Origin of the sequence: Streptomyces sp. NPDC093097 (assembly GCF_044754325.1) — a bacterium.
GTDB lineage: Bacteria > Actinomycetota > Actinomycetes > Streptomycetales > Streptomycetaceae > Streptomyces.
On the sequence record NZ_JBIVOW010000010.1, the window covers coordinates 235,212 to 247,290 of the forward strand.

The following is a 12,079-nucleotide window of genomic DNA, read 5'->3' on the forward strand; positions in this document are numbered from 1 at the left end:
CCGTAAAAGGAAGTGGCGCGTCCGGAAGCGCCGGGCCAATCACGGTCGCAAACCGGCCTGACGGCCGGCCGGCCAGGCGGTCAGCGCGCCGCCGGCGGCTCGTGGTGGTGCCCGGACCAGTCGGGCACCACCGGCCCGTCCAACTCCGGGTCGCGCGGCCCGAACAGCCCGGTCAGCGCGATCAGGGTGGCCATCGCGGCGGCCGGCCAGACCAGCAGCGCGCCCTTGGCCTGGAGCCGCAGCGGGCCGTCGAAGACGACGCCGGGGCCGACCTGCCTGGCGTGCGCGACCACGTCCGGGGTGGGCCCCAGCCACATACCGGTCAGCCAGGCCAGCACGGCGCCCAGCAGCCCGCCGACGGCCAGCGCGACCACCAGCGGGACGCCGCCGCGCCGCCGGAAGAGGAAGACCGCGGCCGCGGAGACCAGGCCGAAGCCGAGCCCCAGCAGGAAGAAGGTGCCGTCGGCGCCGATCGCCTCCTCGCCCTCGGTGTTCTTCAGATAGACGTTGTGGGTGTCGGCGATCAGCGGGACGCGCGGGGCCAGCCAGGCCCACAGCAGGCCCAGCAGCACCCCGCTCACCGCGACGACCAGGGCGATCAGGGCGCCCTCGCGCAGTTCGCGGGCGAGTTCGGGGCCGTCGCCGGGGTCGGCGCCGGCACCGTGCGGCTCGTCGGGCGGTTGGTTCTCGTGGGGCGTCTGCGGTGCGGTCACCCCGTCATCGTGCCAGGCCGGCGCCGCGGCGCAGGCAGCAGGACGCCCCTGGGCGGTGTCGCCGCTCACCGCACCGCCGCCCGGCGGTACGCCCAGGTCGCCAGGGCCAGCGAGAGCACCCCGACGACCGCGCAGACGCCCAGGTCGGCGCCGACCGCCAGCCAGTCGGGGTGCGGCGTGAAGGTGCGCGCCAGCGCCTCCACACCGTAGGTCGAGGGCAGCAGATCGCGGGCGTAGCCGATGAGTTCGGGCATCCGCCCGGCCGGCAGCACCCCCAGCAGCAGCGCCGCCGACATGCCCAACTGGCCGCCGAGGGTGGCGAGTTCCTGGCGCGGGGCGAGCAGCCCCAGGGCCGCGCCGAGCCCGGACAGCGCCGCCCCGGAGAGCGGGATCACGGCGATCAGCACCCACAGGTGGGCCATCGGCAGATGGAAGAGCAGGCAGCCGGTGACCGCGGTGACCACCGCGCCCGGCACGGTGAAGGAGGCGTACGCGCCGGCCGCGCCGAGCACCACGGCGGCCGGCGGCACCGGCAGCGTCGCGTAGTGGTCGAGGCCGCCGCCGGCCCGCAGCTGGCCGAAGTACTGGGCCAGCAGGTTCAGCGCGACGAAGGCGACGACCAGCACCGCGGAGCCGGAGACCACCGACCGGGCCGGTTCGCCGCCGCTGACCACCCCGCGCAGCAGGATCATGATCCCGACGGACTGGAAGGTGGCCACGAACAGCAGCGGTATCCGGGCGACCCGGGCCCGGGAGAGCTGGGCGCGGTAGACGGCGCCGAGCGCGGGCAGCAGCCGGGCCCGGGGCGCGAGCGGCGCGGCCCCGCCGTCCGCCTCCGGTGCTCCGGTACCGGTCACCGCCTCCGCGGAAACCACGCTCACGCCCTCGCCCACCTTTCCTCGTCACACCGCAGGACCGTCCCGGGGCGTGCACTCCGCCCGCGGTCCGTGGCGCGCCGTTCGTGTTCCCTCATGCCTTCACCAGTCCCTCGGCGCGGCCGCCCAGGGAGACGTAGACGTCCTCCAGGCTGGGCGTGGCCAGGGTGAAGTCGTCCAGCGCCGCGAAGGCGGGCCCGGCGGTGACCGCGGTGACCGCGGAGCGGGCCCGGTCGGCGGGGAGCCGCAGGGTCCAGCGGCGGCCGGACGCATGGGCGTCCGCGGCCAGCGCGGCGACCTCGGGGACGTCGAGCGGGGGCCGGTCCCGCCAGACCAGCTCCAGCCGGACCTCCTCCCCCACCAGTTCCTTCAGCCGGCCGGGCGTGTCGCAGGCGATCACCCGGCCCTGGTCGATCACCGCGACCCGGTCGAGCACGCTCTCGGCCTCCAGCACGTTGTGGGTGACCAGGACGACGGTGGCGCCCCGCTCGGCGCGGCGGCGGTCCACCGCGGCCCACACGGCGCGCCGGGCGACCGGGTCCATACCGGTGGTCGGCTCGTCCAGCACCAGCAGCGGGCGCTCGCCGATCAGCACGGTGGCGAAGCAGGCCAGCCGCCGCTGGCCGCCGGAGAGCTTCTTCAGCGCCCGGCCGGCGAGCGGGCCCAGGCCCAGCTCGTCGAGGACCGCGTCCCGTTCGGCGCGGGCGGTACGGGTGTCCAGGCCGCGCAGCCGGCCGGTGGTCTCCACGGCGAGGGCGACGGTCAGCTCGTCCAGCGCGGTCGACTCCTGGCCGAGGTAGCCGAGCAGTCGGGCGGCCCGCTCCGGGTGGCGCACCAGATCGTGGCCGAGGACGGTGATCCGGCCGGAGTCCGGCCGGAGCAGTCCGGTCAGCTGGCGGACCAGGGTGGACTTGCCGGCGCCGTTGGGGCCGAGCAGTCCGAAGATCTCGCCGCGCCGGACGTCGAGGTCGATGCCGTCGCTGGCGCGTACGGCGGGAACCCGGTCCGCCCCGCGCCGCCCGCGCACCGCGGGATAGGTCTTGACCAGGTCCCTTACGACACACACCGGCGCGCCGTGGTCCACCTGTTTTGCGCCCGTCTTCACGAGCTATGAGGGTACGCGGCCCCCGCGCGGCCGCCGGTCCCGGGGCTCCGCGGGGCGGGGCGCGCACAGCCGGCGCACAGTTTCCGGCGGGGCGGCCGGCGCCCCGGCGGGGCCGAACGGCCCGGCCCGGCGCCCCGGCCCGTCAGTCCCCGACCGGGGCGTGTTCGGCCGCGGTGCGCAGGTCGACCTCGCGCCAGAAGCCGGCCCGGATGGCGTACCGGTCGTGCTCGTCGATCTGGTCGTCCTTGTGGGCGAGCAGGCCGAAGCGGGCGGCGTAGCGCAGCAGTTCCCCGTCGATGCGGTGCGGGATGCGGGGGTACTCCGTCGACAGCTGCTGGAGGTGGGCGGTGTCGGAGAGCCGCTCGGTCCAGCGGCGGGCGAAGACCTGGCCGACCTCGAAGGGGTCGCCGCTGACCGCGGTGATGTCCTCCTCGCGGTCGGCCCAGCGCTGCTCGGCGCTGGTGAGCTGGGCGAGGGTGGGCAGCGAGGCGGTCTCGGCGGGCTCTCCGAGCGGGCCGCCGCGCTCGATCCAGCCCTTGTCGGAGGACCAGCGGAGGGTGGCGGCGGGCTGGGCGCCGTTCTGCGCGGGGCCCGGGGCGGCGGCCGGGCGGCCGAGGCCGGCGAGGTCCTTGGGGGTGGGGACGCCGCGGGAGCCGCCGGAACCGGACTCGCCGGACGCCTCGCCGCGGTCGCCGCCCGCCGCCGCGCGGGCGGTGCCGTTGGTGCCGGCGCGGCCGTCGGAGTCCGACCCCGAGGCGGATGCGGCGGCGGCCGCGGCGGCCACCGCGGACTCCGGCAGCGGGGCGGAGAGGATCGCGGCGATCTCGGGGCGCGGGGCGGGTGGCGGGGCGCAGGGGCCGCCCAGTTCCTTCGCCCGCACCGCGCGGGTGATCCAGGTCCGGTCCAGCACCCGCCGCTCGTCGGCCTCGGCGACCAGGTCCTCGGACTGGTTGTAGTCGCCGTCGGCGGCCTGGACGGCCCAGAGGTGGACCGCGACGCCGTGCTCCTTGGCGGACATCAGACCGGGCAGCAGATCGCCGTCGCCGGTGACCAGCACGATGTCGGAGCAGGCGCGGTTGCGGGCGAGTTCGGTCAGTTCGGCGTGCATGGCGGCGTCCACGCCCTTCTGCGCCCAGCGGCCGTCGCTGCGGGTCAGGGCGCCCAGCCGCACGGTGACCCGGGGCATCACCCGCAGCCGGCGGTGCTCGGGCTGCGGGACGCGGTCGGGGGCGCCGTCGAACCAGTAGATGCGCAGCAGCGGCCGCTCGGTGTCGGCCTCGGCGCGCTGGCGCAGGCCCTGGATCAGGGCGGCGTGGTCGACGGTGATCCGGGAACGGGCGGGTTCTCCGGCGAGCAGGCTGGCGGCGGCACCGAGCAGATACCCGGCGTCCACCAGGACGACGCAGCGGTCCACGATCCACCCTCTTCCCTAGAGGTGCTTCAAGTCCGGTCGCCCCCCGGCTCGGCCCGTGGCACGAGTGCGCTTCGGCTTCCTTCGAGTCTGCCCGACCGGACGAGGGTTAACTGCACCAACTCGATCTTCGGCGTGGCGGATTAGGGACCGGCCGCCCGTACGGCACATAACTGCCGTTTTCACTCACGGTAATTGCCCGAAATGCAGTGATGTGCCTGACATGTAAGGCTGATTTCGGCCGATCCACAGATCCCCCTCAGGAGGCCCGATCATGGCCAAGAACAAGAAGGACCGGAAGCAGCCGAAGGCGAGCCAGGCCGAGCGCGGCCAGCAGCAGTCCGAGAAGTCGACGATCGAGGCGATCTCGCACTCGCAGTCCCAGGGCACCCCCTCGGATGTCGCGCGCAAGCACCAGCGCCGCTTCGGCCACAACTGACGTCCCGGCCCGGCCGCCGCGCGGGACCCCAACGCCTGTGTGCCGCCGATGACTTGAGGGGCGCGCCCGGATCGCCTGGGCGCGCCCCTCGTGGTGCTCCGGCGCCGGGACGGCGGCGACCGCCCCGGCGCCGCCGCTCAGCCGGCCAGGCAGGACGGGCCGAGCAGCACCTTCAGATCGCCGAACAGCGACGAGTCCGGGGTGACCCGGTGGCGGTCCAAGCGGAGCACCGTCGTCTTCCGGGTGCCCTGGAGCTTGATGCGGACCTCGGTCGAGCCGCGGTGGCTGCTGAGCACCTCACCGAGCTTCTCGACCATCGGCGGGGTGACCTTCAGCGCCGGGATGGTGATCGTCACCGGGGCGTCGGCGCCGGCCTCCGAGAGGTCGGGGACCATCAGCTCCATGGCGACCAGCCGCGGCACGTCCTCCCGCTTGTCCAGCCGGCCCTTGACGAACACCACGGCGTCCTCGACGAGTTGGGTGGACACCAGCTGATACGTCGCCGGGAAGAACATGCAGTCGATGGAGCCGGCCAGGTCCTCGACGGTGGCGATGGCCCAGGCGTTGCCCTGCTTGGTCATCTTCCGCTGGAGGCCGGAGATGATGCCGCCGATGGTGACGATCGAGCCGTCCGAGTAGTCACCGCCGGTCAGTTGGGCGATGGCGGCGTCCGCCTTGTCGCTGAGCACGTGCTCCAGCCCGAAGAGCGGGTGGTCGGAGACGTAGAGACCGAGCATCTCCCGCTCCTGGGCGAGCAGATAGGTCTTGTCCCACTCCTCCTCGGAGAACTCCACGTCCAGTCCGAAGCCGGGGCCGTCGTCGGAGGTGTCGTCGCCCATCCCGCCGAAGAGGTCGAACTGGCCCTCGGCCTCCTTGCGCTTGACCTGGACGACGTTGTCGATCATCGGCTCGTAGTGCGCGGTCAGGCCCTTGCGGGTGTGGCCCATCTCGTCGAAGGCGCCGGCCTTGATCAGCGATTCGGTGGTGCGCTTGTTGCAGACCACCGCGTCGACCTTGTCGAGGTAGTCGGGGAAGGAGGCGTACTTTCCCTTGGCCTTGCGGCAGCGGATGATCGAGTCGACGACGTTCTGGCCGACGTTCCGGACGGCGGTGAGGCCGAAGAGGATGACGTCGTCGCCCTGGGCCGCGAAGTTGGCCACGGACTCGTTGACGTTCGGCGGGAGCACCTTGATGCCCATCCGGCGGCACTCGTTCAGATAGACCGCGGACTTGTCCTTGTCGTCGCGCACGGACGTCAGCAGCGCGGACATGTACTCGGCCGGGTAGTTGGCCTTCAGATAGGCGGTCCAGTAGGTGACCAGGCCGTACGCGGAGGAGTGGGCCTTGTTGAAGGCGTAGCCGGCGAACGGGACCAGGACGTCCCACAGGGCCTGGATGGCCTCGTCGGAGTAGTCGTTCTTCTTCGCGCCGGCCTGGAAGATGGTGAAGTTCTTGGCCAGTTCCTCGGGCTTCTTCTTGCCCATCACGCGGCGCAGGATGTCGGCCTCGCCGAGCGAGTAGCCGGCGATGATCTGGGCGGCCTTCTGCACCTGCTCCTGATAGACGATCAGGCCGTAGGTCAGACCCAGGGTCTCCTTGAGCGGCTCCTCCAGCTCCGGGTGGATCGGGGTGATCTCCTGGCGGCCGTTCTTCCGCTCGGCGTAGTTGATGTGCGAGTTCATGCCCATCGGGCCTGGCCGGTACAGCGCCGAGACGGCGGAAATGTCCTCGAAGTTGTCGGGCTGCATCTGGCGCAGCAGCGAGCGCATCGGGCCGCCGTCGAACTGGAAGACGCCGAGGGTGTCACCGCGGCAGAGGAGTTCGAAGGTCTTGGGGTCGTCGAGCGGGACGGAGAGCAGCTCCAGGTCGATGCCCTTGTTGGCCTTCACCATCTTGAGGGCGTCGTCCATGATGGTGAGGTTGCGCAGGCCCAGGAAGTCCATCTTCAGCAGGCCGAGCGACTCGCACTGCGGGTAGTCCCACTGCGTGATGGTGACACCGTCGGTGTGCCGCACCCAGACCGGGGCGTGGTCGATGATCGGCTCGCTGGACATGATCACGCCGGCCGCGTGCACGCCCATCTGCCGGACCAGGCCCTCCACGCCCCTGGCGGTGTCGATGACCTTCTTGACGTCCGGCTCGTTCTCGTACATCCCCCGGATCTCGCCGGCTTCGTTGTACCGCGGGTGCGAGGGGTTGGTGATGCCGTCGAGGTCGATGCCCTTGCCGAGGACGTCGGCGGGCATCGCCTTGGTCAGGCGGTCGCCCATGGCGTACGGGTAACCCAGCACGCGGGCGGAGTCCTTGATGGCGTTCTTCGCCTTGATCTTGCCGTAGGTGCCGATCATGGCCACCTTGTCGGCGCCGTACTTCTCGGTGACGTACCTGATCACCTCGACGCGCCTGCGCTCGTCGAAGTCGATGTCGACATCGGGCATGGAGACGCGCTCGGGGTTGAGGAACCGCTCGAAGATCAGGCCGTGCTCGATCGGGTCGAGGTCGGTGATGCCCATGGCGTAGGCGACGATCGAACCGGCCGCGGAGCCACGGCCGGGGCCCACCGCGATGCCGTTGTTCTTCGCCCACATGATGAAGTCGGCGACCACGAGGAAGTAGCCCGGGAACCCCATCTGGAGGATGACGTCCATCTCGTACTCGGCCTGCTTCTGCCGGTCCTCGGGGACGCCGCCCGGGTACCGGCGCTCCATGCCCCGCCGGACCTCGTTCTGGAACCAGGTGACCTCGGTGAAGCCCTCGGGGATGTCGAACTTCGGCATCAGGTCGCGCTTCTCGAACATGCCGGTGGTGTCGACCTGCTCGGCGACCAGGAGGGTGTTGCGGCAGCCCTCCTGCCAGGCGTCCGAGGAGTCGATGGCGTACATCTCGTCGGTGGTCTTGAGGTAGTAGCCGGTGCCGTCGAACCGGAAGCGGTCCGGGTCGGAGAGGTTCTTGCCGGTCTGGATGCACAGCAGCGCGTCGTGCGCGGTCGCCTCGTGGGCGTAGGTGTAGTGCGAGTCGTTGGTGACCAGCGGGGGGATGCCGAGCTTCTTGCCGATCTCCAGCAGACCGTCGCGGACCCGGCGCTCGATCTCGATGCCGTGGTCCATCAGCTCCAGGAAGTACCGGCCCTTGCCGAAGATGTCCTGGTACTCGGAGGCCGCCTTCAGCGCCTCGTCGAACTGTCCCAGGCGCAGCCGGGTCTGGAGCTCACCGGAGGGGCAGCCGGTGGAGGCGATCAGGCCCTCGGACCACTGGGAGAGGGTCTCCTTGTCCATCCGGGGCCACTTCTGGAGCCAGCCCTCCTTGTAGGCGTCGGAGGAGAGGCGGAAGAGGTTGTGCAGACCGGTGCTGTTCGCCGCCCAGATCGTCTTGTGGGTGTAACCACCCGAACCGGAGACGTCATCGCGCTTCTGGTGCGGCTGACCCCACTGGATCTTGCGCTTGTTGCGCCGCGACTCCGGTGCGACGTACGCCTCGATGCCGATGATCGGCGTGACCCCGGCCTTCTGCGCGGAGTGGAAGAAGTCGTAGGCGCCGTGGAGGTTGCCGTGATCGGACATGGCAATGTGCGTCATCCCCATGTCCTTGCATGCCTTGAACATGTCCGAGAGGCGCGCGGCACCGTCCAGCAGCGAGTACTGGGTGTGGACATGCAGGTGCGTGAAGGGGGGCCTGGACGAGGGGGCCACGGCGCTGAACCTCCGGGAACGGCAGTTGTCAGGGGCGTTGGATGAGGGCGGAGTCAGAGGTCGGGAGGGATGGTTCCGACGGTGTTGAAGTCTACGTCCCAGCGCCGACACCCCCCGCCCGGCGAGGCATCGCGCGGGGCCCCGGGACGGTGCGGCCGGCGGGCGCCCGCACCGCCCGCCCGGCCGTTTCCGGCCGGACTCCGCTCCGCATCCCGGCCCCCTGGGAGACACTCTGCGTCGCCGGCCCGGCACGCTCCGGTGCGCCCCTCATCCGCGCCCGCGCCGGCCCCCGTTCTCCGTGGCGCTCCCCCGGGACGGACGGCGGCGGTGCGGTACCGCTTCCCTCGCGCCCCCTTAGTGCCCCTTTAGCGCCGCCCATGGCACACTCGCTGGCGATGGACATCTCGGCGGCACACCTACGGGCACTACGCGCGGCGCTCTTCGCGGCGCTGTGCGTGACGCTGTCCTCGGCGTCCCATGTGCTGCTCTCCCGTATGCCGCTGCCGCCGGTCACCGTCGCCGTGACCGGTGCCGCGGTGTTCGCGCTCGCCTATGCCCTGGCCGGCCGCGAGCGCGGCTTCTGGCGGATCGCCGGGCTGCTGCTCCCCCTGGAGCTCGCCGCCGACGCGGTCTTCAGCATCGGCCAGCACACCTGCTACGGCGCGGACGGCGCCCCGGCCGGAGGGCTGCACTCGCTGAGCGCGGCGCTGCTCTGCGGCGGCGGCCCGGTCGGCGGCCCGCTGGCGAAGCTGGCCCAGGAGGGCGGCGCGCCGGCTTCCGCCTGGCTGCTGCTGCTCGCCGGCCATGTGGTCGTCGGGCTGCTGGCGGCCGGCTGGCTGCGCCGCGGCGAGGCCGCCGTGGTGCGGCTGGTGGGCGCGGTGGCCGGCTTCGCGTTCCGTCCGCTGCTGATCGCGGCCGCGGTCCTGGGCCGGGCCGCCGCACCGCGCCGCGCGGTGCCCGCCCCCGAGGGCACCGGGCCGACCGCCCGCTCCCTCCCCCTGCTCGTGCACTCCGTGGTGCGCCGCGGGCCGCCGTGCGCGCTCGCCGCCTGAGGCCCCCTCCCGGCCCGGCGGTCCGGCGTACGCCCACCGGCGCGTACGCCCCCAGCGCGCATCCCGTCCCCATGGACCACCTCATCCCACGGAGCTGAGCAGACATGAGCAACCGCAACAACCAGGCCAACAAGCAGGCAGCCCGCGAGCGGCTGCGCGCCGAGCGCGAGCGGCAGGCGAAGAAGGACCGCACCCGCCGGCAGTTGATCGTCGCCGGCGCGGTGGTCGCGGTGCTGGCGGTGGCCGGCGGCATCGGCCTGGCGGTCGCCAACTCCGGCGGCGACAGCGGCAGCGCCGGCTCGGGCGCCGACGTCTGGGCGAAGGCCGCGAAGGCCAAGCCGGTCCCGCCCGCCCACACCAGCGGCCCCAACGGCACCACCGTCGTCGTCGGCAAGGCCGACGCCAAGAACTCCCTGGAGCTCTTCGAGGACCCGCGCTGCCCCGGGTGCGCGGCCTTCGAGGAGACCGTCGGCGCGACCGTCGAGAAGGACATCAGCGACGGCAAGTACAAGGCGACGTACCACATCGGCACCTTCCTGGACAAAAACCTCCAGGGCACCGGCTCCAAGAACGCGCTGAGCGCCCTGGGCGCCGCGCTGAACGTCTCCCCCGACGCGTTCCTGAAGTACAAGTACGCGCTGTACTCCAAGGAGTTCCACCCGGAGGAGACCGGCCCCGACAAGTTCGCCGACGACTCCTACCTCATCAAGGTCGCCGACACCATCCCGGCGCTGAAGGGCAACGCCGCCTTCCAGAAGGCCGTCAAGGACGGCACCTACGACGCCTGGGCGATGGCGATGTCCAAGGAGTTCGACTCGCACACGGACGTCCGCAGCACCCCGACGGTGAAGCTCAACGGCACCGCCCTGGGCACCCAGACCGCGCAGGGCCCGGTGGCGCCCTCCTCGGTGGCGGACTTCAAGTCCCAGGTGGAGCAGCACCTCAAGAAGTGACCCCGTAGGTCCTGACGCCGGGCCGCACCCCGGCACCGGCATCGGCCGGCGTGCCCCGCGCACGCCGGCCGATGCCAAATCTTGACCCGGATTTCCGCGCTGCCCATGGCAGACTCCCGGCCATGCAGGGGAGGGGAGTCCGTCCGGCGGCCCGGCGTGGGGCCTCGTCCGGCGACCGGCTGAGGGTGGCACGGGCGGCGCTGTTCACCGCGCTGTGCGTCCCGCTGTCCGCGACCTCCCACGTCCTGCTCTCCCGCCATGCGCTCCCGCCGGCCACGCTCGCCGCGGTGTGCGCCGCGGTCTTCACCGTGGCCTGCGCCCACTCCGGCCGCGAGCGCGGCTATGGGCGGACCGCCGCACTGCTGGTCCCCGTGGAACTGGCCGCCGACACCGTCTTCACCACCGGCCAGCAGGCCTGTTACGGGCGGGCCGGCGGCCCGGTCGCCGGCCCGCTGCACACGGTCGGCGTGGATCTGCTGTGCCGCAGCTCCGCATGGGGCGTCGGCCCGGTGGCACCGGCCGGCCTCCCGCACGGCCTGCCCGCGCCCCGCCCGGCCGCCGCCTGGCTGCTGCTCGCCGCGCATCTCGCCGTCGGCCTGCTCGCGGCCGGCTGGCTGCACCGCGGCCAGAGCGCGCTCGGCACGCTGCTGCGCGCGGCCGCCGCGGAGGCCGTCCGGCCGCTGCGGACCGCGGCCGCGGTGGCCCGCGCCGGCACCGCCCGGCCGCACCGCCGCCCGCGCCCGCCCCGCCCGCCGGCGCCGGCGGGCCCGCTCCCCCTCCTCGCGCACTGCGTACGGCGCCGCGGCCCTCCGTCCCCGGTCGCCGTCTGACCTCGTACCACCCGTACACCCCTCACGTCAGCGCAGCACCGAAGGAACGGACACCCCCCATGAGCAACCGGAACAACCAGGCGAGCAAGCAGGCCGCGCGCGAGCGGCTCCGCGCCGAGCGCGAGCGCGAGAAGAAGAAGGAGCGGCTGCGCCGCCAACTCATCGTGGCGGTCTCGGTCGTGGGCGTCCTGGCGGTCGCCGGCGGCATCGGCTTCGCCGTGATGAAGGCGAACGAGCCGACCGGCTGGGAGGCCGCCAAGGAGGCCAAGCTGGTCGCCCCGGCGCACACCCAGGGCAAGAACGGCACCGAGATCCTGATAGGCGACAAGAACGCCAAGGAGACCCTGGAGGTCTTCGAGGACGTCCGCTGCCCGGCCTGCGCGGCCTTCGAGCAGAGCGCCGGCGAGGAGCTGCTCAAGGACCTCCACGACGGCCGGTTCAAGGTCCGCTACACCATCTACACCTTCATCGACGGCATGGGCGGCGGCGAGGGCTCCAAGAAGGCGCTGAACGCCCTGGGCGCGGCGCTGAACGTCAGCCCCGAGGCGTTCTTGAAGTACAAGTCGGCGCTGTACTCGGCCAAGTACCACCCCGACGAGCGCGACGACCTCTACGCCAAGGACGCCGAGCTGCTCAAGGTGGCCGGCGACGTACCCGAGTTGAAGGGCAACACGGCGTTCGAGAAGGCGGTCAAGAACGGCACCTACGACCGCTGGGTGATGGAGATGACCGACCTGTTCGGCCGCAAGGGCGTGCGCGGCACCCCCACCTTCATGCACGGCGACAAGAAGCTGACGATGGCGGAGATCCCGCAGCAGCAGATGACGCAGGAGCAGTACAACCAGCTGGCGCGGGCCAACTTCCGCAAGATGGTCGACGCGGAGTTCGGTCCGGCGAAGGGCGGGGACGCCGGCAAGGACGGCGGCGGACAGGGCATCGCCAAGGGCGAGAAGGACCCGACCGGCGGCCACTGACGGCCGTGGCCGGGCGGGCGGTTCCGGACTGCCGGGAA

The 12,079-nt window shown here is 72.4% G+C and carries 10 protein-coding genes; 5 read left to right on the forward strand and 5 right to left on the reverse strand.

The window, feature by feature from the left end; genetic code table 11:
• Positions 1-80 precede the first annotated feature (80 nt).
• The 4 genes from ACIQE0_RS19565 to ACIQE0_RS19580 form a co-directional block, all read right to left on the reverse strand.
• Positions 81-713, reverse strand: a complete 633-nt coding sequence (locus ACIQE0_RS19565; protein ID WP_402333678.1) for an ABC transporter permease — start codon at positions 711-713, stop codon at positions 81-83.
• A gap of 65 nt (positions 714-778) precedes the next feature.
• Positions 779-1,594 carry an ABC transporter permease gene (locus ACIQE0_RS19570; RefSeq protein WP_402333681.1) on the reverse strand — a complete coding sequence of 272 codons (816 nt, stop codon included), beginning with the start codon at positions 1,592-1,594 and terminating at the stop codon, positions 779-781.
• 88 nt (positions 1,595-1,682) lie between these two features.
• Positions 1,683-2,672 carry an ABC transporter ATP-binding protein gene (locus ACIQE0_RS19575; RefSeq protein ID WP_366331850.1) on the reverse strand — a complete coding sequence of 330 codons (990 nt, stop codon included), beginning with the start codon at positions 2,670-2,672 and terminating at the stop codon, positions 1,683-1,685.
• 163 nt (positions 2,673-2,835) lie between these two features.
• Complete coding sequence (locus ACIQE0_RS19580; RefSeq protein ID WP_402333684.1) at positions 2,836-4,107, reverse strand: NYN domain-containing protein; 1,272 nt, start codon at positions 4,105-4,107, stop codon at positions 2,836-2,838.
• 271 nt (positions 4,108-4,378) lie between these two features.
• On the opposite strand from ACIQE0_RS19580, the gene ACIQE0_RS19585 reads away from it, so the two are divergent.
• Positions 4,379-4,543 carry a hypothetical protein gene (locus tag ACIQE0_RS19585; RefSeq protein ID WP_366331767.1) on the forward strand — a complete coding sequence of 55 codons (165 nt, stop codon included), beginning with the start codon at positions 4,379-4,381 and terminating at the stop codon, positions 4,541-4,543.
• Positions 4,544-4,680: 137 nt separating this feature from the next.
• On the opposite strand, the gene dnaE is transcribed toward ACIQE0_RS19585, so the two are convergent.
• Entirely contained in the window at positions 4,681-8,232 is a 3,552-nt protein-coding gene (gene dnaE / locus ACIQE0_RS19590; RefSeq protein WP_366331766.1) for a DNA polymerase III subunit alpha, read from the reverse strand.
• Positions 8,233-8,627: 395 nt separating this feature from the next.
• Here dnaE and ACIQE0_RS19595 point away from each other — a divergent pair, with 395 nt between their 5' ends.
• The 4 genes from ACIQE0_RS19595 to ACIQE0_RS19610 all read left to right on the forward strand — a co-directional run bounded on the left by ACIQE0_RS19595 (position 8,628) and on the right by ACIQE0_RS19610 (position 12,041).
• Positions 8,628-9,284 (forward strand): hypothetical protein, encoded by a 657-nt coding sequence (locus ACIQE0_RS19595; RefSeq protein ID WP_366331849.1) that lies wholly within the window; start codon positions 8,628-8,630, stop codon positions 9,282-9,284.
• A 104-nt stretch (positions 9,285-9,388) separates the two neighbouring features.
• Complete coding sequence (locus ACIQE0_RS19600; protein ID WP_402333687.1) at positions 9,389-10,237, forward strand: thioredoxin domain-containing protein; 849 nt, start codon at positions 9,389-9,391, stop codon at positions 10,235-10,237.
• Positions 10,238-10,359: 122 nt separating this feature from the next.
• Positions 10,360-11,067 (forward strand): hypothetical protein, encoded by a 708-nt coding sequence (locus ACIQE0_RS19605; protein WP_366331764.1) that lies wholly within the window; start codon positions 10,360-10,362, stop codon positions 11,065-11,067.
• A 59-nt stretch (positions 11,068-11,126) separates the two neighbouring features.
• Positions 11,127-12,041, forward strand: a complete 915-nt coding sequence (locus ACIQE0_RS19610; protein ID WP_402333690.1) for a thioredoxin domain-containing protein — start codon at positions 11,127-11,129, stop codon at positions 12,039-12,041.
• Positions 12,042-12,079 lie beyond the last annotated feature (38 nt).

What these genes read in the sequence shown, in the direction of transcription:
- ACIQE0_RS19605 (WP_366331764.1), top strand. Translation starts at nt 10,360, where the DNA reads ATGCAGGGGAGGGGAGTCCGTCCGGCGGCCCGGCGTGGGGCCTCGTCC.
- ACIQE0_RS19585 (WP_366331767.1), top strand. Translation starts at nt 4,379, where the DNA reads ATGGCCAAGAACAAGAAGGACCGGAAGCAGCCGAAGGCGAGCCAGGCC.
- ACIQE0_RS19610 (WP_402333690.1), top strand. Translation starts at nt 11,127, where the DNA reads ATGAGCAACCGGAACAACCAGGCGAGCAAGCAGGCCGCGCGCGAGCGG.
- ACIQE0_RS19600 (WP_402333687.1), top strand. Translation starts at nt 9,389, where the DNA reads ATGAGCAACCGCAACAACCAGGCCAACAAGCAGGCAGCCCGCGAGCGG.
- ACIQE0_RS19595 (WP_366331849.1), top strand. Translation starts at nt 8,628, where the DNA reads ATGGACATCTCGGCGGCACACCTACGGGCACTACGCGCGGCGCTCTTC.